19 protein-coding genes, 1 pseudogene and 1 riboswitch are annotated in these 21,937 nt (G+C 69.7%); of the genes and pseudogenes, 5 read left to right on the forward strand and 15 right to left on the reverse strand.

Annotated features, from left to right (window positions below; translation table 11 throughout):
- Positions 1-308: 308 nt before the first annotated feature.
- The 3 genes from ACFYRH_RS20520 to ACFYRH_RS20530 form a co-directional block, all read right to left on the reverse strand.
- On the reverse strand, positions 309-545 hold the full coding sequence (locus tag ACFYRH_RS20520) for a hypothetical protein (protein WP_387777207.1): 237 nt from the start codon (positions 543-545) through the stop codon (positions 309-311).
- Positions 542-2,131 carry a citramalate synthase gene (gene cimA / locus ACFYRH_RS20525; RefSeq protein ID WP_387777210.1) on the reverse strand — a complete coding sequence of 530 codons (1,590 nt, stop codon included), beginning with the start codon at positions 2,129-2,131 and terminating at the stop codon, positions 542-544. The genes ACFYRH_RS20520 and cimA overlap by 4 nt, the downstream gene beginning before the upstream one ends.
- A 409-nt stretch (positions 2,132-2,540) precedes the next feature.
- On the reverse strand, positions 2,541-2,939 hold the full coding sequence (locus tag ACFYRH_RS20530; protein ID WP_387777213.1) for a hypothetical protein: 399 nt from the start codon (positions 2,937-2,939) through the stop codon (positions 2,541-2,543).
- 104 nt (positions 2,940-3,043) lie between these two features.
- Between ACFYRH_RS20530 and ACFYRH_RS20535 the strand changes: the two genes are divergently transcribed.
- On the forward strand, positions 3,044-3,517 hold the full coding sequence (locus ACFYRH_RS20535) for a hypothetical protein (protein WP_387777216.1): 474 nt from the start codon (positions 3,044-3,046) through the stop codon (positions 3,515-3,517).
- A gap of 43 nt (positions 3,518-3,560) precedes the next feature.
- On the opposite strand, the gene ACFYRH_RS20540 is transcribed toward ACFYRH_RS20535, so the two are convergent.
- From ACFYRH_RS20540 to ACFYRH_RS20550, 3 genes are all read right to left on the reverse strand, one after another.
- Positions 3,561-4,646 carry a branched-chain amino acid aminotransferase gene (locus ACFYRH_RS20540; protein WP_387777219.1) on the reverse strand — a complete coding sequence of 362 codons (1,086 nt, stop codon included), beginning with the start codon at positions 4,644-4,646 and terminating at the stop codon, positions 3,561-3,563.
- An 80-nt stretch (positions 4,647-4,726) separates the two neighbouring features.
- Positions 4,727-5,776, reverse strand: coding sequence for a 3-isopropylmalate dehydrogenase (locus ACFYRH_RS20545; RefSeq protein WP_387777222.1), 1,050 nt, complete (start codon positions 5,774-5,776; stop codon positions 4,727-4,729).
- Positions 5,773-5,928: a hypothetical protein gene (locus ACFYRH_RS20550; protein WP_387777225.1), complete on the reverse strand. Its 156-nt coding sequence runs from the start codon at positions 5,926-5,928 to the stop codon at positions 5,773-5,775. The genes ACFYRH_RS20545 and ACFYRH_RS20550 overlap by 4 nt, the downstream gene beginning before the upstream one ends.
- Before the next feature lie 145 nt (positions 5,929-6,073).
- On the opposite strand from ACFYRH_RS20550, the gene ACFYRH_RS20555 reads away from it, so the two are divergent.
- Complete coding sequence (locus tag ACFYRH_RS20555) at positions 6,074-6,640, forward strand: O-methyltransferase (RefSeq protein WP_387777228.1); 567 nt, start codon at positions 6,074-6,076, stop codon at positions 6,638-6,640.
- 263 nt (positions 6,641-6,903) lie between these two features.
- On the opposite strand, the gene serA is transcribed toward ACFYRH_RS20555, so the two are convergent.
- From serA to ACFYRH_RS20580, 5 genes and pseudogenes are all read right to left on the reverse strand, one after another.
- Positions 6,904-8,502 carry a phosphoglycerate dehydrogenase gene (gene serA / locus ACFYRH_RS20560; RefSeq protein WP_387777231.1) on the reverse strand — a complete coding sequence of 533 codons (1,599 nt, stop codon included), beginning with the start codon at positions 8,500-8,502 and terminating at the stop codon, positions 6,904-6,906.
- 139 nt (positions 8,503-8,641) lie between these two features.
- A complete protein-coding gene (locus tag ACFYRH_RS20565; RefSeq protein WP_387777234.1) occupies positions 8,642-9,829 on the reverse strand; it encodes a trypsin-like peptidase domain-containing protein in 1,188 nt (395 codons plus the stop codon).
- A 170-nt stretch (positions 9,830-9,999) separates the two neighbouring features.
- A complete protein-coding gene (gene ilvC, locus ACFYRH_RS20570; RefSeq protein ID WP_387778313.1) occupies positions 10,000-11,019 on the reverse strand; it encodes a ketol-acid reductoisomerase in 1,020 nt (339 codons plus the stop codon).
- A 180-nt stretch (positions 11,020-11,199) separates the two neighbouring features.
- Positions 11,200-11,703: pseudogene (gene ilvN / locus ACFYRH_RS20575) on the reverse strand (acetolactate synthase small subunit); the annotation flags it as partial.
- A gap of 79 nt (positions 11,704-11,782) precedes the next feature.
- Positions 11,783-13,531: an acetolactate synthase large subunit gene (locus ACFYRH_RS20580; RefSeq protein WP_387777237.1), complete on the reverse strand. Its 1,749-nt coding sequence runs from the start codon at positions 13,529-13,531 to the stop codon at positions 11,783-11,785.
- A 408-nt stretch (positions 13,532-13,939) separates the two neighbouring features.
- On the opposite strand from ACFYRH_RS20580, the gene ACFYRH_RS20585 reads away from it, so the two are divergent.
- From ACFYRH_RS20585 to ACFYRH_RS20595, 3 genes are all read left to right on the forward strand, one after another.
- Positions 13,940-14,464 carry a CHAP domain-containing protein gene (locus ACFYRH_RS20585; RefSeq protein WP_387777240.1) on the forward strand — a complete coding sequence of 175 codons (525 nt, stop codon included), beginning with the start codon at positions 13,940-13,942 and terminating at the stop codon, positions 14,462-14,464.
- A 1,452-nt stretch (positions 14,465-15,916) separates the two neighbouring features.
- A complete protein-coding gene (locus ACFYRH_RS20590; protein ID WP_387777243.1) occupies positions 15,917-16,603 on the forward strand; it encodes a class I SAM-dependent methyltransferase in 687 nt (228 codons plus the stop codon).
- Between the two features lie 2 nt (positions 16,604-16,605).
- A riboswitch (ZMP/ZTP riboswitch) is annotated at positions 16,606-16,683 on the forward strand.
- 18 nt (positions 16,684-16,701) lie between these two features.
- On the forward strand, positions 16,702-17,580 hold the full coding sequence (locus tag ACFYRH_RS20595; protein ID WP_387777246.1) for a 5-aminoimidazole-4-carboxamide ribonucleotide transformylase: 879 nt from the start codon (positions 16,702-16,704) through the stop codon (positions 17,578-17,580).
- A 38-nt stretch (positions 17,581-17,618) separates the two neighbouring features.
- On the opposite strand, the gene ACFYRH_RS20600 is transcribed toward ACFYRH_RS20595, so the two are convergent.
- The 4 genes from ACFYRH_RS20600 to ACFYRH_RS20615 all read right to left on the reverse strand — a co-directional run bounded on the left by ACFYRH_RS20600 (position 17,619) and on the right by ACFYRH_RS20615 (position 21,933).
- On the reverse strand, positions 17,619-19,877 hold the full coding sequence (locus ACFYRH_RS20600) for an MMPL family transporter (protein WP_387777249.1): 2,259 nt from the start codon (positions 19,875-19,877) through the stop codon (positions 17,619-17,621).
- 119 nt (positions 19,878-19,996) lie between these two features.
- Positions 19,997-20,542 (reverse strand): AAA family ATPase, encoded by a 546-nt coding sequence (locus tag ACFYRH_RS20605; protein ID WP_387777252.1) that lies wholly within the window; start codon positions 20,540-20,542, stop codon positions 19,997-19,999.
- An 18-nt stretch (positions 20,543-20,560) separates the two neighbouring features.
- The gene (locus ACFYRH_RS20610) at positions 20,561-20,842 is read right to left on the reverse strand and encodes a ubiquitin-like small modifier protein 1 (RefSeq protein WP_387777255.1); all 282 of its coding nucleotides are present in this window, start codon (positions 20,840-20,842) and stop codon (positions 20,561-20,563) included.
- On the reverse strand, positions 20,839-21,933 hold the full coding sequence (locus ACFYRH_RS20615) for a WD40/YVTN/BNR-like repeat-containing protein (RefSeq protein ID WP_387777258.1): 1,095 nt from the start codon (positions 21,931-21,933) through the stop codon (positions 20,839-20,841). The genes ACFYRH_RS20610 and ACFYRH_RS20615 overlap by 4 nt, the downstream gene beginning before the upstream one ends.
- Positions 21,934-21,937: the final 4 nt, after the last annotated feature.

A 21,937-nucleotide genomic window follows, 5' to 3' on the forward strand; every position in this document is an offset into this window, starting at 1 on the left:
ACCGCCCACCATAACTCATCAGTCCAGACTGATCAGTTCAGGCTGTCATTATCCGGTCAGTCGGCCGATCCCCCGAGTCGACGACACCGACCCCTGCCAGTCGAAGGTTGGGAACAAAGATGCCACCCAGCGACCTTTTGTTTCCCAGCCGATCGCCATCCCGCCGCCGGCGCCACCGGCGCCACCGGCGAGGACATGCAGGCGCGTGTCGACTGCAGCCACCGTGAAGAGTCACGTCGGCCGGATCCTGGCCAGGCTGCGGCTCACGAGGCGCGGCCAGGCCGCGATCCTCGCGCATCACGCCGGGGTCAGCTGACCGTCACCTCGAGGACGCCGATCACCTTCGCGAGCCGGGCGGCCACCCGCCCGGCGTCGAAACCGTTGCCCTCGACGACGACCCGGAGTTCGCCGGCGTCCAGTGACAGGGCGAGTTCGCGGACGTCGTACGGGTTCAGCAAGACGGCGATGCGGGCCAGCATCCCCTCGACCTCCACCACGCGGGCGGTGAACACGGTGACCGTGCGCTGGACGGCGAGCAGGCTCATCGGACGACCTCCTTGTGACGCAGCAGACCGAAGGTCATGCCGTCGACCAGAGCTTCCCAGGACGCCTCGACGATGTTGTGCCCGACGCCGACCGTCACCCACGAGCCCTCGCCGTCGGCGGTCTCGATGAGGACTCTGATCACCGCGTCCGTCCCGTGCCCCTGGTCGAGGATGCGGACCTTGTAGTCGACCAGCTCGAACTTGTTCACCACCGGGTAGGCCCGCTCGATCGCGGTGCGCAGCGCGTGGTCGAGCGCGTTCACCGGACCGTTGCCCTCCCCGGTGACGATCTCCCGCTCACCGCCGGCGACCAGCTTCACGGTCGACTCGGACACCGCCTCGCCGTCGGCGCGCGACTCGGTGATGACCCGCCAGGACTCGACGTCGAAGAACGACGCTCGTTGCCCCGTCACCTCTTCGGTCAGCAGCAGCGAGAACGACGCGTCGGCGGCCTCGAACGTGTACCCGCGGGACTCCATCTCCTTCACCCGGTCGGTTACCCGGCTGACCAGCTCCCGGTCGTTACCGAGGTCGAACCCGAGCTCGCGGCCCTTCAGCTCGACACTCGCCCGGCCGGCCATCTCCGACACCAGCATCCGCATGTCGTTGCCGACCTGCGCCGGATCCGTGTGCTGGTAGAGGTCCGGGTCCACCTTGATCGCGCTGGCGTGCAGGCCGGCCTTGTGCGCGAACGCGGACAGACCGACGTACGGCGCCCGGTTCGACGGCGGCACGTTGGTCACCTCGGCGATCGCGTGCGCGATCCGGAACGACTCCGCGAGCTTGCCGTCCGGGAGCAGCCGCATCGCGCGCTTCAGCTCCAGGTTCGCGACGATCGCCAGCAGGTCGGCGTTGCCCGTGCGTTCGCCGTACCCGTTGATCGTGCCCTGGACGTGCGTGACGCCGGCTTCGACAGCGGCGATCGAGTTCGCCACCGCGCAGCCGGCGTCGTTGTGACAGTGGATGCCGAGCCTGGCCCCGGTGGATTCCAGGACGTCCCGGACCACGTCCTGGAGTTCCCTGGGCAGGGTGCCGCCGTTGGTGTCGCAGAGGGCGACGACGTCGGCGCCGGCCTCGGCGGCTACCCGTACGACCTCCAGCGCGTACGCGCGGTTCGCGCGGTACCCGTCGAAGAAGTGCTCGGTGTCGAGGAACACCCGCTGACCGTTGTCCCGCAGGTGCCGGACCGTGTCGCCGACCATCCGCAGGTTCTCGTCGAGCGTCGTCCGCAGCGCGCGCTCGACGTGCGCATCGTGGCTCTTGGCAACGAGTGTGACGACGTCCGCGCCGGAGTCCCGCAGCGCGGCCACCTGCGGGTCGTCGGCGGCGCCGGTCCCCGGCTTGCAGGTCGCGCCGAACGCCGCGAAGGTGGCGTTCCGCAGGTGCAGCTCGGTCTTCGCCCGCTCGAAGAACTCGGTGTCCTTCGGCACCGCCCCCGGCCAGCCACCCTCGATGAACCCGACCCCCAGGTCGTCCAGGTACTGCGCGATCGCGATCTTGTCGGCCACGGACAGCGCCAGACCCTCCTGCTGCGCGCCGTCGCGCAAGGTGGTGTCGTAGACGTGGAAATCGTCCGAGATGCTCATGGTCGGCCTTCCGGAAGGGGTCTGTCGGGCAAACAAAAAACCTCCCGCAAGGTGCGAGAGGTCTGCGCGCTCAGGTACAGCTTGCTGAGCGCGCCTAGCGAATAATCACCCGATAGTGCTTCATGACGTTTTGCAGTCTGCCACACAATCACCGCCCGGTAACGGCGCCGTCTCGCATCACGAACATTCAGTACGCGTACCAGTACTCCAGCGCCCGTCCCAGTCCCGCCCGCCCGACTCCCCCACCCGAGTTCGCCTTCGAGGGGTTAACCCCCCGCACGCTGGCTTCTCTCCTCCCGTACCAACGCAGAACCCCACGTTCGCGGGGTTAACCCCTCGAACGCGACTGGCCAGCGGGCGCGGTTGGGGCGAGGTGTGTGTCTCGCTGCGAGGGTCGCTGGGGTAGGCGTCAGGCGGTGAGGGACCAGCCTGGGTCGTCCCAGGCGGTGTAGAAGTCCTCGCGGGTGAGGGGGCGCAGGCCCCATTCCTCGCGGTCGAGGGCCTGGTCGGTGAGCATGCCCTCGTCGTCCTCGAGGCGCTGCCACCAGTAGCGCGTGGTCTCGCCGTCCTCGCCGACGGCGAGCTGGCGGATGACGACCCATTCGCGCTCGTGCCAGACCGCCTCGTACAGCCAGTCGGTCCCGTGGTCGTCGGCGACCGCGCCGTACGTGCGGGGTGCGGTGCCACGGTCCAGGTCGCGGATCAGCTCGACGGTGGACCGGATCGCGGCGACGGTCTCGGCCGGCCAGGCACGGCGCTCGGCGAGCTCCGCGTAGTAGGCCTCGACGTCGTCCGGGAAGCTGCTCATGGCGCCCGACCCTATCGAACCGGACCCGCGAACAGCGACCACCGGTCCAGCCCCCAGACCTGAGAAGATCCTGTGAAACGACTACTGCAGAACAAGGATGACGAGTGAGCGAGCCTGACGACGTGAACCTCGACCTGCTGAAGGCGCCCTTGCCGCCGCGCGACTCGAACGGCTTCGAGCAACTGCGCTTCCAGCTGCTCGGCTACGCGACCGCGCTGGCCGTGCTCGTCACGCTGACGCCGACCTGGCTGATCCGGGAGTACAGCCGCGACAGCCTGCGCATCTACAGCGGCTTCAGCATGACCCGCGACGCCGAGCTTCTCGGGAGCGCCGCGAACTGGTTGTTCATCGCCTACGCCCTGCTCGTCCTGGTCGCACTGGCCATGCCGACGACCGTCGCCTCGTTCGTCTGCGCCTACCTTGGACTCGCGGACACGATCGTGATCGTGCTGCTGAAGCCGGACTCCAGCGAGTACAGCGAGTACGGGTGGACCGGAGCGCCGGTGCTGGCGATCGGTCTCTGGCTGGTGCTGGGCGTGCTGAACACGATCGGCTGGTACCTCAAGCGCCGGACGTGACAACGGCCCGGTGGTGTGAACCCACCGGGCCGTTCGCCGTGGCTCAGATCTTGGTCATCCAGCCGTGGGGGTCGGCGGCGCGACCGTACTGGACGTCCAGCAGGGCGCTGCGGACGGCTGCGGTGACCGGACCGCCGGTGCCGTCGCCGATCTGGACCTCGCCGTCCTTGGAACTCAGGGAGGCGACCGGGGTGACGACCGCGGCGGTGCCACAGGCGAAGACCTCGCGCACCTTGCCGGAGGCCGCGCCCTCGCGCCACTCGTCGATCGAGATCTTGCGCTCGGCGACGTGGTGCCCGAGATCGGTGACCAGCTTCAGGATCGAGTCCCGGGTGACACCCTCGAGGATCGTGCCGGACAGCTCCGGCGTCACCACGGTGTTGTCGTCGAGGACGAAGTACAGGTTCATCCCGCCGAGCTCTTCGACCCACTTCTTCTCGACCGCGTCGAGGAAGGCGACCTGGTCGCAACCCTGCTCGATCGCCTCGGCCTGCGCGAGCAGCGAGGAGGCGTAGTTGCCGCCGGTCTTCGCTGCGCCGGTGCCGCCGGGAGCCGCCCGGGTGTACTCCTCGCTGAGCCAGATCCGCACCGGCTTCACACCGCCGGAGAAGTACGAGCCGGCCGGCGAGGCGATCACGCAGTACGTGACGTGGCTGGACGGGCGCACCCCGAGGAACGGGTCGGAGCCGAACATGAACGGACGCAGGTACAGCGAGGTCTCGCCACCGCCCGGGACCCAGGCCTTGTCGACCTCGACCAGCTTGTGCAGCGAGTCGAGGAAGGCCTCGGTCGGCAGTTCCGGCAGCGCGAGCCGCTGGGCGGACCGCTGGAACCGGGCCGCGTTCGCCTCGGGGCGGAACAGGTGGATCGAGTCGTCGGGGTGCCGGTAGGCCTTCATCCCCTCGAAGATCGTCTGGGCGTAGTGGAACACCGCGGTCGCCGGAGACAGCTCCAGCGGTCCGAAGGCGGTGATCCGCGCGTCGTGCCAGCCCTTCTCGGCCGTCCAGGTGGCGATCGCCATGTGGTCGGAGAAGTACTGCCCGAATCCCGGGTTCGCCAGGATCTGGGCGCGCTGGTCGTCGCTGGCCGGTTGGGTGTTGGGCTCAACGGTGAACTCGATGGCGCTCATAGCCGCACCGTACCTCTCGCACGACTGGTCAGGCGAGCATCGCCCCCGGCCGCCGCGGGAGCCTCACAGGTGGTCATCGGTCAGCCCGCCGCGCGCTTGGCGATTGCGTCACCGATCTCCGCAGTACTGCGGGCAGCGCCCGTGCGCTCCTCGATGTCCGCCTCGACGGCCGCCTCGATCGCCCGCGCGGACTCGGTCAGTCCGAGGTGGTCGCAGAGCAGCGACGCGGACAGGATCGCCGCGGTCGGGTCCGCCTTCTGCTGGCCGGCGATGTCCGGCGCGGAGCCGTGCACCGGCTCGAACATGCTCGGCGCGGTCCGGTCCGGGTTGATGTTCCCGCTCGCGGCCAGCCCGATCCCGCCGCTGATCGCGGCCGCCAGGTCGGTGATGATGTCGCCGAACAGGTTGTCGGTGACGATCACGTCGAAGCGCGCCGGGTCGGTGACCATGAAGATCGTCGCCGCGTCGACGTGCAGGTAGTCGACGGTGATCTCCGGGAACTCTTCGGCGACCTTGTCGACGGTCCGCTTCCACAGGTGGCCGGCGTGCACCAGGACGTTGTTCTTGTGCACCAGCGTGAGCTTCTTGCGTGGCCGCGCAAGGGCCCGCGCGAACGCGTCCCGGACGACCCGCTCGACGCCGTACGCCGTGTTGACCGAGACCTCGGTGGCGATCTCGGCCGGCGTACCGACGCGCAGTGCGCCGCCGTTGCCGACATACGGGCCCTCGGTGCCCTCGCGGACGACGACGAAGTCGACCTCGCCCGGGTTCGCCAGCGGGGAGCCGACGGACGGGTAGATCTTCGAGGGCCGCAGGTTCACGTAGTGGTCGAGGGTGAACCGGAGCTTCAGCAGCAGACCGCGCTCGAGGACGCCGGACGGGACGCTCGGGTCCCCGACCGCGCCGAGCAGGATCGCGTCGTGCTTGCGGATCTCCGCCAGCTCGGCGTCCGGCAGCGTCTCGCCGGTGGCGTGCCAGCGCTTCGCGCCGAGGTCGTACTCGGTCCGCTCGAACGTCACGCCGTACTGCGCCGCTACCGCGTCCAGCACCTTCAGTGCCTCGGTGGTGACCTCGGGACCGATCCCGTCACCGGGGACGACAGCCAGCGTGAAGTTCTTGTTGTCGCTCACTTCTTGGGTTCTCCCCCATTGTCGCGGCGGTTCATGGCCTCTTGGACAGCCTTGACCTGATCACCGGCCGGGCGCGTGGTACGGCGACGGCGGGTCGCCTTCCGCTCGCGCGCGTCGATCGCGGGCCAGTTGGCTGGATACATGTCGTACATGCTGCTCCTCCCAATATGGCGTGGGTGGCAGGGTGCGCACGAATTTACTCGCACGTCCGACTATTTCACCACTATGCGGGCAGGTTGTCCCGAAATGTGAGATCTCAGTGCGGGTGCTGGACCGGAACTGTGCGACTCTCAGCCGGTGAGTGCTCCTCCAGAACTGCCGCCGCTGGTCTCGGCGGCCCTCAGCCTGTCCGGCCGGCGCGGATTCGTCAGCTCCACCAGGAACGAGACCGGCCGGCTGCTCGCCACCCTCGCGGCCTCGAAGACCGGCCTGCTCGGCGAGCTCGGTACCGGCTGCGGCGTCGGATCGGCGTGGTTGCGTAGTGGCGCCGGTGCGGGGACGAACATCGTCACGGCCGAGAGCGATCCGCAGCTCGCGAAGGCGGTCGGCGAACTGTTCGCCGCCGACGAGCGGATCGAGGTCGTCTCGGCCGACTGGACCGCACTGATCGAGCGCGGCCCGTTCGCGCTGCTGTTCGTGGACGCGCGCGAGGCGAAGCTGTCCGCCCGCGACGTGATCGCGGACGTCGTCGAGCCCGGCGGCTTCGTGGTTCTCGACGACTTCACGCCGTCCGCGGTCTGGCCGCCGATGTACGAGGGCCGTGTCGACACGCTGCGCCAGGAGTGGCTGATGGACCCGCGGTTCACCACCGTCGAGGTGATGGTCGCGGCGGACGCCGCCGTACTGCTGGCTACCCGCCGCTAGCAGCTCCCGCCCCCGTCCCCGCCCCCGCGGGGCCTCGGCCCTTCAGTGGTTAACCTCCGAGAACGTCCCTTCCTGCCTCGCATGCAGCGAGTGAAGGGAACACGTCGCAGGTTAACCACTGAAACGCAGGCCAGGAGCGGACCGGGCGGTGTGGGCAGGTTGGAGAACTGAAGCGGGCCCGAGCTATGGAGCTCGGGCCCTTGTCAGCCGCCATGCGCCTGCGGGCGGCTGACCGCCTTCAGTAAATCAGTCGTTCGCCTGAATCAGGCCTCGAGGTCCACCGTGCGGGCCGTGGCGGCCTGGACGGCCCCCTTGATGTCGTCCAGCACCGAGGTGGCGATCGCGGAGTCGACCGAGAGCGCGACCAGCGCCTGGCCGCCCTTGCGGTCCCGGCTGACCTGCATGCCGGCGATGTTCACGTCGGCGTCGCCGAGGATCCGGCCGATCTGGCCGACCGCGCCCGGGCGGTCCTCGTAGGTAAGGAACGCGAGGTGCGCGGCGAGCTCGATCTCGACGTCGAACCCGTCGATCTCGACCAGCCGCTCCGACTGCCGGACGCCGACCAGCGTGCCGGAGACCGACACCTGGGCGCCGTCGGCGAGCGTGCCGCGCAGCGTGATCAGGTTGCGGTGCTCAGGGCTGTCGTGGTCGGTGACGAGCCGGACCTCGAGGCCCCGCTCGGCGGCCAGCAGCGGCGCGTTCACGTACGAGACGTTGTCCTCGACGACGTCCGCGAACACACCCTTGAGCGAGGCGAGCTCCAGGACCTTCACGTCGTACTGCGTGATCTCGCCGCGGACCTCGACGTCGAGCTGCTGCGCGACGCCACCGGCCAGCGCGGTGAAGATCCGGCCGAGCTTCTCGGTCAGCGCGATCCCCGGGCGGACGTCCTCGGCGATCACACCGCCCTGGACGTTCACGGCGTCCGGGACCAGCTCACCGGACAGCGCGAGCCGAACCGACTTGGCGACCGCGATACCGGCCTTCTCCTGTGCCTCCTCGGTGGACGCGCCGAGGTGCGGCGTGACGACGACGTTCTCGAACTCGAACAGCGGCGAGTCGGTGCACGGCTCGGACGCGAACACGTCGAGGCCGGCGCCGGCCACCCGGCCCTCCTTGAGCGCGCTGTACAGCGCCTGCTCGTCGACGATGCCACCGCGGGCCGCGTTCACGATGATGACCTCGGGCTTGACCTTGTGCAGCTGCTCGTCGCCGATCAGGCCGATGGTCTCCGGAGTCTTCGGCAGGTGCACCGAGATGAAGTCACTGCTCGCCAGCAGCTCGTCCAGGGTGGCGAGCCGGACGCCCATCTGCGCGGCCCGGCCGGCCTGCACGTACGGGTCGTAGGCGATCACGTTCATGCCGAAGGCGGCCAGCCGCTGCGCGACCAGGACGCCGATCTTGCCGAGGCCGACGATGCCGACGGTCTTCTCGAACAGCTCGACACCCGAGTACTTGCTGCGCTTCCACTCGCCCTTCTTGAGCGACTCGTTCGCGGCCGGGACCCGGCGCGCGGACGCCAGCAGCAGCGCGACCGCGAGCTCGGCGGCGCTGGTGATGTTGGAGGTCGGCGCGTTCACGACCATCACACCGGCCTGGGTGGCGGCCTTCACGTCCACGTTGTCCAGGCCGACGCCGGCGCGGGCGACGACCTTCAGCTTCTTCGCGGCGGCGAGCGCCTCGGCGTCCACCTTGGTGGCGCTGCGGATCAGGATCGCGTCGACATCGGCGATGGCCGGGATCAGCTCGGCGCGGTCGGCGCCGTTGGTGTGCCGGATCTCGAAGTCGGGACCGAGGGCCTCGACGGTGGCCGGGCTGAGCTCTTCGGCGATCAGGACGACGGGCCGGGTTACGTCAGTCATGGAGGAATCTCCTGCAGAAGCGGTAGGGGCTCATGATGAACAGAGCACCGCGCTGTGCCCGCTGGACCGATGGTACCCCGTCCACCCGCGAGCAGGTGCCGGGGACCCGCATGCCGGTCACTCTCCGCTCAGGTGACAGCTAATCCGTCTCGCAGCTGACCGCGGCCGACGCCGCGGTGGCGCTGTCCATCACCAGCTTGCCGCCCTCGCGGACCAGTTGGTACCGCACGTCCATCCGGCTGCAGCTGCGGCCTCCGGAACCGTCCTCGTTGGAGGCGAACAGCACGTTGTACGACATTCGCGCGTACGAGCCGTCGGGGCTGACATCGGTGAGCCTCGGATCGAAGAAGTACGTCGTCCGGTGGCTCGTCCGGTCCCGCTCTTCGGTGAGCGACCGGGCCAGCTTCTTGGAGTACACCGACTGCAGACCGCTGAAGTCCTTCTGGTTCTCCAGGGTCACGTAGTTGCCGAGCAGGCCTCGCACCTCGACGGCCAGCGGCGTACCGGCGACCTGGAGCTTCGGGGCGATCGCGGCCTGCGGACCTTTCGACAGCTCGCAGGTCCCGCTCGGTGCGACGGTCATGCCGGTCGACGTCGGAGCGGCGTACCCGCGGAGCTTGTCGAGACCGACGATCGTGCTGTCCTGGACCGTGTCGCCGACGACGACTCCGACGACCTGGCCGGCCTTGTCGACGACCGGGCCACCGAGCTTGGCCGCGTTCATGTACGCGCTGAGCGCCGTGGGGTCGGCGGCCGGGCCGATCGGGTTGATGACCTGCTTGGCGGCCGAGGTGTACCCGACGAGGGCCCGCTCGGCCTTGGGGCCGGGATCAGCCGGCGCCAACTGCACGGCATTGCCGCTGACCCCGATCGACTGCAGGACGGCGACACCGTCGGTGCTGGTGGCGAGCAGGTTGGCCCGCCGCATCCGGCCGTCCGGAAGCACGATCACGATCCCCCGCGGCAGCTTGACCGCCGACGTCGCGGTCAGCACCCGCCCGTTGTCGATCAGTACGCCGGACGCCTCGCCCGTCCCCTCACAGGTGGTCGCGAGCACCCGGACGACCGACGGGCCGACCGACTTCAGCACCTCGGCGGTGTCGATCCGGACGGTCTGCGCGCGGACGTACCAGCCCGCGCCGGCGCCACCGGCGACGACCACGAGCAGGACGACCAGGCCGGCCAGGACGCGGCCGAAGATCCACGGCCGTCGCGGCGCCGGTCCCCCGGACTTCGGGCGGCTCGGGGTCTCGAGCTGGGTCAGGGATCCGGCCCCGGCCGGCACCCGCCGAGGCGGCCGAGGCAGCGTGTTCCTGCCGTCCTCCACCGCTGGTCACCTCCCCCGCATCACCCGTCCTGCCCGCGAACCGTCACACATTGTGTCAAACCCCGGAGTCAGCCATCGGGAGCTGACCCGACAAACCGGGGCCTTGAACAGGAAATTACCTGTTCAAGGCCCCGGGAAGGTGTTCAAGCTCCCGCGAAGGAGCCCGGCGGTCAGCGAGCGGCAGTGCCCTCGACGTAGTCCTCGTCGTGCGACTTCACCCACGCCATCAGGCCGCGCAGCTCCTTGCCGACGGCCTCGATCGGGTGCGACTCGCTCTGCTTGCGGAACTCGGCGAACTCCGGCGCGCCGGCGTCCTGGTCGGCGATGAAGCGGGCCGCGAAGGTGCCGTCGGTGATGTCGCCGAGGACCTCCTTCATCCGGGCCTTCACCGACGCGTCGATGATCCGCGGGCCGGACACGTAGTCGCCGTACTCGGCGGTGTCGGAGACCGACCAGCGCTGCTTGGCGATACCGCCTTCGTAGATCAGGTCGACGATCAGCTTGAGCTCGTGCAGGCACTCGAAGTACGCGACCTCGGGCTGGTACCCGGCCTCGGTCAGCGTCTCGAAGCCGGCCTGGATCAGCGCCGACACGCCACCGCAGAGGACGGCCTGCTCACCGAACAGGTCGGTCTCGGTCTCCTCGGTGAAGGTGGTCTTGATGCCGCCGGCCCGCAGGCCGCCGATGCCCTTCGCGTACGACAGCGCCAGGTCCCAGGCCTTTCCGGTGGCGTCCTGCTCGACCGCGACCAGGACGGGTACGCCGCGACCCTCGGAGTACTCGCGACGAACCAGGTGACCGGGGCCCTTGGGGGCGACCATGAAGACGTCCACGCCGGCCGGCGGCTTGATGTAGCCGAACCGGATGTTGAAGCCGTGCCCGAAGACCAGCGCGTCGCCGTCGACCAGGTTCGGCTCGATGGCCTCCTTGTAGAGCTTGCGCTGGGCCGGGTCCGGCGCCAGCACGACGATCACGTCGGCCTCCTCGGCCGCCTCGGCCGGGGTGAGCACCCGCAGGCCCTGAGCCTCGGCCTTCGCCCGGCTCTTCGAGCCTTCCGGCAGGCCGACCCGGACGTCGACGCCGGAGTCGCGCAGCGAGAGCGCGTGGGCGTGGCCCTGGGAGCCGTAGCCGAGGACGGCCACGTGGCGGCCCTGGATCACCGACAGGTCGGCGTTGTCGTCGTAGAACATTTCAGCTGCCACTTGCGGCACTTCTCCTTAGTGTTGATTCGGTACGGCGGCGGCGGTGCGGCCGGGGGGCGGCGCCGGCACCGGGTGGTGCGGAGGGGCGGGGTGCGGCGCCCGGTCGGCGGGTCGCGCCTGCACCGTCGGAGGCCCCGTCTGGACGTGCGGCGGCGGCACCGGGACCGGCCGCAGCGTGCGGTCGGAGATGGAGCGACTGCCCCGGCCGATCGCCACCATGCCGGACTGCACCAGCTCGCGGACGCCGAAGGGTTCCAGCACCCGGAGCATGGCCTCGAGCTTCTCGGGATTGCCGGTCGCCTCGATCGTGATCGCGTCCGGTGCCACGTCCACCACCTTCGCACGGAACAGCTGGACGGTCTCCAGCACCTGTCCGCGGGTCAGGGTGTCCGCCTTCACCTTCACCAGCAGCAGCTCGCGCTGCACCGTCTGGGTGGGTTCGAGTTCGACGATCTTGATCACGTTCACCAGCTTGTTGAGCTGCTTGGTGATCTGCTCCAGCGGCTGCTCGTCCACGCTGACCGCGATGGTCATCCGGGACACCTCGGGGTGCTCGGTCGGACCGACCGCGAGCGAGTCGATGTTGAACCCACGGCGGGAGATCAGTGCGGCCACCCGGGCCAGCACACCGTGCTTGTTCTCGACCAGGATCGACAGTGTGTGCTTACTCATCGACGTCCTCGCTTCGCTCCGGGCGCCGATGAGGCACGAGTAGGCTGTGTTGGATTTGTTCGTTCGCTTCGCTCTCTCACTAGAGCTCCTCGCCTTCCCACGTCGGGGCCATGTCGCGGGCGATCTGGATCTCGTCGTTGCTGACGCCGGCCGCGACCATCGGCCACACCATCGCGTCGCGGTGCACGACGAAGTCCACGACGACCGGCGCGTCGGTGACCGCCATCGCCTTCTCGATGGTGGCGTCCAGCGAGTCCTTGTCGGAGCAGCGCATCCCGACGCCGCCCATCGCCTCGGCCAGCTTCGCGAAGTCCGGGATCTGGGTCGAGTGCAGGTCGGTGTTCGAGTAGCGCTTGTCGTAGAACAGCGTCTGCCACTGCCGGACCATGCCCAGCGACTGGTTGTTGATCACCGCGACCTTGATCGGGATGCCCTCCAGCGCGCAGGTGACGAGCTCCTGATTCGTCATCTGGAAGCAGCCGTCGCCGTCGATCGCCCACACGGTCTTGTCCGGCCGCGCGACCTTGGCGCCCATCGCGGCCGGCACGGCGTACCCCATGGTGCCGAGGCCGCCGGAGTTCAGCCAGTGACCGGGCTTCTCGAACGGCAGGAAGTGCGCGGACCACATCTGGTGCTGGCCGACGCCCGCGGTGTACACGGCGTCCGGGCCGGCGATCTCACCGATCCGCTGAATCACGTGCTGCGGCGAGAGCGTGCCGTCCTCGGGCTCGTCGTACCCGAGCGGGTAGCGGGCCCGGACCGCCTCGAGCTGCTTGCGCCAGGCGTCGTACGACGGGGTGCGGCCGGCGCTCGCGATCTCGGCGCGGAGGGCGGCCAGCAGGTCGGTGATGACCTCCTTGCAGTCCCCCACGATCGGCACGTCGGCGGCGCGGTTCTTGCCGATCTCGGCCGGGTCGATGTCGGCGTGGATGACCTTCGCGTCCGGCGCGAACGAGTCGAGCCGGCCGGTCACCCGGTCGTCGAAGCGGGCGCCGAGCGCGATCAGCAGGTCCGAGCGCTGCAGCGCGCCGACCGCGGACACCGAGCCATGCATGCCGGGCATGCCGAAGTGCAGCTCGTGGGTGTCAGGCAGGGCGCCGCGGGCCATCAGCGTGGTGATGACCGGGATGCCGAGCAGCTCGGCGAGCTCCTTCAGCTCGGCGCTGGCCTGCGCGCGGATCACACCGCCGCCGACGTACAGCACCGGCTTCTCGGCGGCGGCGATCAGCCGGGCCGCCTCGCGCACCTGCTTGGGGTGCGGGCGGGTCACCGGCCGGTACCCGGGCAGCGAGAGCTCGGTCGGCCACTGGAAGTCGACCATCGCCTGCATCGCGTCCTTGGTCACGTCCACCAGGACCGGACCGGGCCGGCCGGTGGCGGCGATGTGGAACGCCTCGGCGATCGTGGTGGCGATGTCGTTCGGGTCGTTCACCAGGAAGTTGTGCTTGGTGATCGGCATCGTGATGCCGCGGATGTCCGCCTCCTGGAAGGCGTCCGTACCGATCGCGGCGCTGGCGACCTGGCCGGTGATCGCGACGATCGGCACCGAGTCCATGTAAGCGTCGGCGATCGGCGTCACCAGGTTGGTCGCGCCCGGTCCGGAGGTCGCCATACACACGCCGACCTTGCCCGACGCGGCGGCGTACCCCTGGGCGGCGTGACCGGCGCCCTGCTCGTGACGTACCAGGATGTGGCGGATCTGGGTCGAGTCGAGCATCGGGTCGTACGCCGGGAGGATCGCGCCACCCGGGATGCCGAAGACGGTGTCGACTCCGGCATGTTCCAGTGCACGGATCAGAGCCTGTGCCCCGGTCAGCTGCTCACTCATGAGTGCCTTCCCTAGTCCTGTCACGCTGTGGCTGTTTGGCTTTTCGCGACCGATCCATCCTCGCTTGTGGCCGTTGTCCGGGTGCTACTGGGTCTCAGATAGTCGCCCTGGCAACAAAAAACCCCTTCCGCCGGGTTGGCTGAAGGGGCGCGCTCGACTCAGTGGTCGCGTCAGTCGGCGCGCCGCACAAGTACGAGGAGAATCGATCGCATGTGGCAACATTCGCCGACCGACCGCGACCGGGTCAAGTTCAGCGCCACGGTGTCTCATTGCCTGAGACACCTGTCTTAGGAATGGCGTGTTCGTAACTTGATGACGCCGTAATGGCTCTGTGAAGTAGGTTAGTCACATACTGATCTGGCGAGACCGCAAGGTTTTTACCGCCCCCTCTCCAGATCGGAGTGACTCATGCGCCTCTCGATACGACTGCTCGTGGCATCCGTGCTGGTCGCACTGTTCGGATCGCTGTCGCTGACGGCGTCCGCGGCCGACACCCGGACCACGATCGTGAACGCGGCGAACGGCGAAGTCGGCCAGCAGGAGACACCGCCCGGTAGCAACTGCAACCCGTACGGCCCGTGCGAGGCCTGGTGTGCGCACTTCGCCACCTGGACCTGGCGGCAGGCCGGCATCGACATCCCCAACTACGGCTTCACGGGTGACATCTACACCTGGGGCCAGGGCAAGGGCCGCACCCACGACGGCGACACCGGCATGCAGCCGGGCGACATCGTGCTCTACGGCACCGGCCCGGACAACACCGACACCAGCGTGCACACCGGCGTGGTCGTTGCCGTCGGCACCGACGGGAAGATCACCACGGTCGAGGGCAACTCGAACAACCAGGTCAGCAAACACGGCCCGTTCGACCCGACGCACGCCGCGGCCGCCGGCCGCCCGGCCGACATCTACGCCTGGGTGTCCGCCGTCTGATCCCAGCCTGGCGGGCTTCGCCCAGCAGATCCCCCCGAACGAGCCGGTGCGGCGCTCGTCCCCCGCACCGGCTCTCCCCACCCACGCTCCCCACACGCCACCCCCACCTCCCACGTCCCCGCGCGGCACACCCGCAGGTCCGACCTCCCCGCGCGGCACTCCCCTGCCTCCCGCGTTCCCCGCACGGCACTCCCCACCTGCAACGCTCCCCGTACGTAGCTCGCTCCACCCCCGGCGCTCCCTGTACGTAGCCCGCTCCACCTCCGGCGTTCACGCGAGGCACTCCCCCAGCCCCGACGTTCCTCGTGCGGCGCTCCCACGCGGCCCCCCACCTCAAACGTCCCCGCGCGGCACACCCGCACATCCCACGTTCCCGGGCGGCACACCCCCCACCTCCCACCTTCCCGCGCGGCACACCCCCCACCTCCCACCTTCCCGCGCGGCACACCCCCACGTCCCACCTTCCCGCGGCACACCCCCGCCTCCAGCGCTCCCCCATCCGTAGCCCGCCCCATCTGCGCCGCTCACGCGAGGCACTCCCCCAACACCAACGTTCCTCGTGCGGCGCTCCCCACGCGGCTGGGCGCCCGTCCTCCGTCCCCGTCCGCCGGTCCGACTCAGTACACGAGCGGCGACGTACCCGCGCCGAGCGTGCTCCACGTCAGCACACCGGCGATCGGTATACCCGCCGGCCCCGCGCTCGGCATACCCACAGCCCATCCTCTCTGTGACCCGCGCGCGGCACGCCCCGCAGCGCAGAGCTCACCGAGCGGATGCCCACTGAAGCGGTGGGTTGCCCCCTTGAATTTCCGGGCGGCAACCCACCACCTCAGGGGGCAACCCACGAGATGACACACGGGCGCCCAGGCTGGGCGGACCGGGCGGGGGGCGCCGCACGGGGCCAGTGCTGTGCGGCGGCTGTGGGTGCCACCGGACGGGGCCGGGGCTTGCACAGGACGTGGTGCGTGGAGGCCTGTTATTTCCTGTGCCAGGGCACCGTTAGCTGGGTCACAGCACCGTTAGCTGGGGCACGGCACCGTTGGCTGGGCGAACTGGGTGGGCCGTGCGGACCGGGCGGTGGCGCCGCACGGGCCAGTGCTGTGCGGCGGCTGTGGGTGCCACCGGGCGGTGGCTTGCACAGGACGTGGTGCGTGAAGGCCTGTTATTTCCTGTGCAAGGGCACCGTTGCCTGGCCCAGTCACCGTAGCCTGTGCCCGGGCACCGTTGCCTGTGCCAGGGCACCGTTGGGTGGGGCGGGGCACCGTTGGGTGGGGCGGGGCACCGTTGGGTGGGGCGGGGCGCCGTTGGCTGGGGTAGGGCGCCGTTGGCTGGGGTAGGGCGCCGTTGGCTGGGGCGGGGTGGCGCGCCGGGGTGGTTATTGGCTGGTTCGGGGGGATGGGGGTGCCTAGCATGCGGGGCGTGACTGGTGACCCGTATGGCGATGAGTCGTTGGTGGAGCTTTATGACCTGGACAACCCGCCGGGTGACGACCATGCGTATTACCGGTCATTGGCGGAGGGTGCAGCGAAGGTCATCGACTTCGGGTGTGGCACCGGCATGCTGACCCGATCGCTGGTCGCGCCGGGCCGGGTGGTGATCGGCATTGACCCGAGTACGACGATGCTCGGGTATGCGCGCCGGCAGCCGGGAGCCGACGGCGTCACCTGGATCGACGGGGACCACCACGTGGTGCGGCCGACGGGCGATGTCGATCTCGTGGTGAGCAGCGGCAACACGATGATGCATGTCGCCGAACACCAGGCGTCGGTGAGCGCGATCGCCGCCGCGTTGCGTTCCGGCGGGGTGTTCGCGTTCGAGTCCCGCAACCCGGCGATGCGCGCGTGGGAGCAGTGGACGAGCGAGGCGACGTACGGCGAACGCGACACCGCGGTCGGGCATTTGAAGGAGTGGCTCGAGCTGATCGAGATCGCGGACGGCCGGGTGGTGTTCGACGCGCACAACGTGTTCCCCGACGGCCACGACGCGGTCTACCGCAACGTCTTGTACTTCCGGTCGGCCGACGAACTCCTGGCCGATCTCCGGATCGCCGGTTTCACGGGCGTGACCATCGACGGCGGATGGCACGGCGAGCCGCTCGCCGAGGACTCGCGGCTGCTGGTTGTCCGCGCTACGAAGTAGGCTGGCGGCACCGCGACTGGCGAGGGTGGATCACCACCAGGGAGCGAAGTAGCAAGGCGTCGTCCGCCTGGGCGCCTCCGATCGACTCGGAGGTCCCGATGCGTCTGCGGTACGGCATGAATCCTCATCAAGCGGCCGCTCTGGAGCACGCGCCGTTCACGGTGCTGGCCGGCGAACCGTCGTACATCAACATCCTCGACGCCCTGACCGGCTGGCAGTTGGTGCGGGAGGCCGCGCGAAGGTTCGGCAGGCCCGCGGCGGCGTCGTACAAGCACGTGTCCCCCGCCGGTGCGGCGCTCGGCGCGACCGTCGCGGAGGCGTACAGCAGGGCTCGGGACGCCGATCCGAAGTCGTCGTACGGCGATTTCGTCGCGGTCTCGCACCCGGTCGACCTGGAGTTGGCCGGCGTACTGAAGCGGGTGGTGTCGGACGGGATCATCGCGCCCGGGTACGACGAGGGCGTCATCGAGATCCTGGCGGCGAAGAAGCGCGGGACCTATCTCGTGCTGGAGATCGACCCGGAGTTCGAGCCACCGGCTGAAGAGGCGCGCGAGATCTTCGGCGTACGGCTGACGCAGGAGCGCGACGCACTGCCGATCCCGGCCGACCTCCCCGACGACGCCGTCCTCGGCATGATCGTTGCCCGGTACACCCAATCGAACACCGTGGTGATGGTGAAGGACGGCATGGCGATCGGGATCGGTGCCGGTCAGCAGTCGCGTGTGGACTGCACGCGGCTGGCCGGCGAGAAGGCCGCGCTCTGGTGGTCACGCTGTTCGGACGAACCGCTCACCGGCGTCACGATGGTGTCCGACGGCGCCCTGCCCTTCAGCGACAACGTCGAGGAGGCACAGCGGTACGGCGTCACGCACATCGCGGAGCCCGGTGGGTCGATCCGGTCGGGCGAGGTCGCGGCCGCGTGCGCCGAGCGCGGGATCCGTTGGTCCGCGACCGGCGTACGCCTGTTCCGGCACTGATCTCCGGCCGCGATCCCGAGGCGGATCTCCGGCACTGGTCAGGAGGCGGAGCCGACCTTCTCCCGCGGTGCCGGCGGTGCCGGTGGCTCGCCGCCTTCGAGCTGGATGTCGGGGACGATCCGGTCCAGCCAGCGCGGCAGCCACCAGGCCTGCGGGCCGAGCAGCGTCATCACGGACGGAACCAGGATCATCCGGACGATGCTGGCGTCGATCAGCACGGCGACGGCCATGCCGACCGCCAGCATCTTCACCGTCGGGTCGTCGTCCAGCACGAAGCTCAGGAACACCACGACCATGATCGCGGCCGCGGTGGTGATCACGCGCGCGGTCGCGCCGATCCCGATCGCCACCGCGCGGTGGCTGTCCTTGGTCGCGATCCATGCCTCGTGCACCCGGGACAACAGAAACACCTCGTAGTCCATCGACAACCCGAACACGATTGCGAACATCAGCATCGGCACGAACGACGGGATCGGCACCTTCTCGTCGATCCCGACCAGCGAGGACCCCCAGCCCCACTGGAAGACCGCGACGATCACCCCGTACGCTGCCCCGACCGACAGCAGGTTCAGGATCGCGGCCTTCACCCCGATCAGCAGCGAGCGGAACGCGACCGTGAGCAGCAGGAACGCGAGCAGCACCACGGCGCCGATCAGCCAGATCATCCGGCCGCCGACCTTCTCGGTGAAGTCGACGTACCCCGCGGTGGTGCCGACGACGAATGTCGGTTCCTGCTGGCTTGGCAGGACGTCGTCGCGGATCCGGTTCACCAGATCCTCCGTCGCCGCCGCCGACGGCGACGTGGTCGGGATGACGTTGATGATCGCGGTCGTCCCCGCGCTGTTCGTGGTCGGCGTCTGGACGGCCGCCACGCCGGGCTGCTTCTGCAGCGTCGAGGCGAGCCCGTTGAGCACCGACTGCTTGTCGCTCGGACTCACCGACTGCAGCTGTACGACGACCGTCAGCGGACCGTTGGCGCCCGGACCGAAGCCCTGCGCGATCAGGTCGTACGCCTTCCGGCTGGAGTCCTGCGCGGGATCGGTGCCGGCATCGAGCTGGCCGAGGTTCATCGACAGCAGCGGGATCGCCAGCACCAGCAGTACGACGGTTGCGGCGATGCCGTACGGCCACGGCCGGGCGCTGACCCGGCGCCCCCAGCGGGCGAACGCGCTCTGCTCGTGCTTGGCGTCGCGGCGTTCGTGTTCCTCCGCGCGGTGTTCGGCGACCGCGGCCTGGTCCGGGAGCTCGTCCTCGAGTTCGCGTTCCGCGGCCAGGTGCTTGCGGTCCTTGCGGTTCAGGATCAACAGCTTCGAGAGCCCGAGCAGCGCCGGGATCAGGGTCAGCGCGGCCAGCACCGTCACCGCGACCACGATCGCCGACGACAGACCGAGCGCGCCGACGAACGGTACGCCGGACACGTACAGCCCGAGGATCGCGATCACGACCGTCCCGCCGGCGACCAGGATCGCCGCGCCGGACGTCGACTCGGCGCGACCCGCCGACTCCTCGACACCCATCCCGTCGTCGAGCTGTTCCCGATGGCGGGACACCAGGAAGAGCCCGTAGTCGATCGCGACTCCTAGCCCCAGCAGAGTCGCCACGGTCGGCGCGGAGGTCGGGAACTCCTTGGCGGCCGCGAGCAGACCGAGGATCGCCAGCCCGCCGCCGACGCTGAAGACCGCCGACACCAGCGGGAGCGCGGACGCGACGATCGAGCGGAACATCAGGAACAGCAGCACCAGCGCGAGGCCGAGACCGATCGCCTCCGACGGGAGGTCGTTGGCCTGCTTCCCGATCTGGCCGGCGCCGCCGCCGTACTCGACCTGCAGCCCGGCCGTGCGAGCCGGTTGGACGGCCGCGTCGAGTTTGTCGAGGTAGGAGCTGTCGAGGGACGCCGGGACCACCGAGAACGAGACCGGCGCGTTGACGATGGTGCCGTCCTTGGAGATGTACGCCGTCTGCGAGGTCGCCAGCGGATCCACCGCGTTGACCACGTCGGGCAGTTTGCCGACCGCCGTCATCGACTGCTGGACCGCGGTCGACTGCTGGGCGACGGTGCCGGACTTCGCGTGGAAAACGATCGAGCCCGAGTACCCGCCGGCGGTCGTGAAGTCCTTGTTCAGGATGTTCAAACCGTTGGATGACTGGCTGCCGGGCACCGCGTAGTTGTTGACATAGGTGCCGCCGAACGCCGCCTTCAGCACGAACAGCCCGACGACCACGACCAGCCAGCCGGCGATCACGAACCAGTGGAACCGTGCCGCGCCGCGCCCGAGCCGCTGCAGGAATGCGTGCATTGGGTGCCCCTCCCCCGGGCACCCCCCAGGTGACGGCCCTGCCGTCGGCCCCTCCGGCGAATGTAGGTCGGCGCGGACCGGGCCCACAACCCCCCGGCGCGGATGGTGACAGGGTGTCCTCAGCCGTTGGCGCTGAGCAGGTGGGAGCCCGAGGCAACAGCTTCCCGGACCTCGGCAGCCGTCGCGTCCGCGTCGAGCCGCGTGGTGTCGAGCGCGTGCCGCTCCAGGACGCCGAGATCCGCGAACGCACCGTGCAATCCGGTGAGCGCTTCGGGGTCGGTCAGTTCGGGAACGGGCCGCGCCTGTCCACGCTGCAGCGTCGTCCCGAGGTCCGGGCGCAGGACGACGTACGACATCGTCCAGTCGGCTTTCGCGGCCGCGTCGCGGAACGGCTGCAGGAACCACGGCCCGATGACCCCGTCGACCACCACGTCGTACCCGCCGCGGGCATACACCTCGACGGTCGCGACGATCGCCTCGATCACGACCTCGTTCTGCCGCTGGGACCCCGGCAGGTACGGCGCGACGAAGCCGGTGCGGATGCCGCGGTAGAACTCGTCGGTGGTGAGGTGCATGGTCGGGCGCGCCGCGTCGGTGGCGACGAGGCGGGCGATGGTGGTCTTGCCGGAGCCCGACGGGCCGGTCAGCAGGAGGACGGTGCTCATGCCGACCGACGCTACGGGTTATCCGCCGGCGACGCTCGGGAGTATCAGCAGTTCGTCGCCTTCGGCGAGCGGGGTCTGGAGGCCGGCGAGGTCGCGGATGTTGTCGTTGCCGAGGTAGATGTTCACATGCCGCCGGACGGCGCCCTGCTCGTCGGTGAGCCGACGGCGGAGCGCCGGGTGCTCGGCCTCGAGCGCGGTGAAGACCGCAGCCACCGTCGGCGGCGAGGCGACCTCGACCTCGACGCGCTCGGCACCGCCGGCGAACGGCCGCAACACGGTGGGCAGCCGGACCGCGATCACCCCAGCACCGCAGCTCGCACGGTGAGGACGTCGGGCAGGTGCCGCGCGACCTCGACCCAGCTGTCACCGGCGTCGGCGCTCGCGTAGACGCAGCCGTCCCGCGTCCCGACGTACACGCCGGCCGGGTCCGCGGTGTCGGTGCTCATCGCGTCCCGCAGGACCGGCACGTACGACACGTCGGGCAGCCCGACGGACAGCGGCTCCCAGGTGGAACCCGCGTCGCGGGACCGGTAGACGCGGCACTTCGCCTCGGTCGGGATCCGGTTCGCGTCCGCGACCAGCGGGAACACGTACACGGTCTCCGGCTCGTGCGGGTGCACCACGATCGGGAACCCGAAGTCCGAAGGCAGGCCGTCCGCGATCGACTTCCAGATCGCCCCGCCGTCGTCCGACCGGTACACCCCGTGGTGATTCTGCGCGAACATCCGCTCCGGTACGTCGGGATGCGCCGCCAGCTTGTGGACGCACTGACCGAACTCGGGATACGGGTCCGGGAAGAACTTCGCCTGGATGCCCTGGTTCGCGGGCTCCCACGACCGGCCGCCGTCCGCGGTCCGGTACACGCCGCCGGTCGACATCGCGACACTCATCCGCTCCGGATCGGTCGGATGCGGCAGGACCGTGTGCACCGCCTGGCCACCGAACCCGGCGCCCCATTCGGACCGGTGCGGGTGGTCCCAGAGGCCGCGGACGAGCTCGAACGTCACTCCCCCGTCAGTCGATTTCCACAACGCCGACGGCTGCGTCCCGGCGTACACCACGCCGGGTTGCCCGGGTGGCGCGGGCTGGATCTGCCAGACCCGCTCGAGGGACGCGCCGGCGTCGGCCGGGAACCCGATCGAGCCCTCGGGCGGCTCGGCCCAGGTCGCGCCGAGGTCGTCGGAATGGAAGACGGCCGGGCCCCAGTGCTCGCTGGTGCCACCGACGAACAGGCGCGGCTGGTCGCCGCGGGTGTCGACGCCCACGGCGTACACGCTCTGCATCTCGAACTCCGGCACCGGACCGTCGAGCCGCCACTCGCGGCGGCCCGCGTCACTCCGGCCGATCCAGAGCCCTTTCTTGGTCCCGATCAGCAGCACGGCCTCGGACATCGTC

The sequence above is a fragment of the Kribbella sp. NPDC004875 genome, assembly GCF_042873375.1.
Classification (GTDB): Bacteria; Actinomycetota; Actinomycetes; order Propionibacteriales; family Kribbellaceae; genus Kribbella.

Coding starts and splice junctions, on each gene's coding strand:
- ACFYRH_RS20520 (WP_387777207.1), bottom strand. CDS start 545: ATGAGCCTGCTCGCCGTCCAGCGCACGGTCACCGTGTTCACCGCCCGC.
- cimA (WP_387777210.1), bottom strand. CDS start 2,131: ATGAGCATCTCGGACGATTTCCACGTCTACGACACCACCTTGCGCGAC.
- ACFYRH_RS20530 (WP_387777213.1), bottom strand. CDS start 2,939: ATGAGCAGCTTCCCGGACGACGTCGAGGCCTACTACGCGGAGCTCGCC.
- ACFYRH_RS20540 (WP_387777219.1), bottom strand. CDS start 4,646: ATGAGCGCCATCGAGTTCACCGTTGAGCCCAACACCCAACCGGCCAGC.
- ACFYRH_RS20550 (WP_387777225.1), bottom strand. CDS start 5,928: ATGTACGACATGTATCCAGCCAACTGGCCCGCGATCGACGCGCGCGAG.
- serA (WP_387777231.1), bottom strand. CDS start 8,502: ATGACTGACGTAACCCGGCCCGTCGTCCTGATCGCCGAAGAGCTCAGC.
- ilvC (WP_387778313.1), bottom strand. CDS start 11,019: ATGTTCTACGACGACAACGCCGACCTGTCGGTGATCCAGGGCCGCCAC.
- ACFYRH_RS20580 (WP_387777237.1), bottom strand. CDS start 13,531: ATGAGTGAGCAGCTGACCGGGGCACAGGCTCTGATCCGTGCACTGGAA.
- ACFYRH_RS20585 (WP_387777240.1), top strand. CDS start 13,940: ATGCGCCTCTCGATACGACTGCTCGTGGCATCCGTGCTGGTCGCACTG.
- ACFYRH_RS20595 (WP_387777246.1), top strand. CDS start 16,702: ATGCGTCTGCGGTACGGCATGAATCCTCATCAAGCGGCCGCTCTGGAG.
- ACFYRH_RS20600 (WP_387777249.1), bottom strand. CDS start 19,877: ATGCACGCATTCCTGCAGCGGCTCGGGCGCGGCGCGGCACGGTTCCAC.
- ACFYRH_RS20605 (WP_387777252.1), bottom strand. CDS start 20,542: ATGAGCACCGTCCTCCTGCTGACCGGCCCGTCGGGCTCCGGCAAGACC.
- ACFYRH_RS20615 (WP_387777258.1), bottom strand. CDS start 21,933: ATGTCCGAGGCCGTGCTGCTGATCGGGACCAAGAAAGGGCTCTGGATC.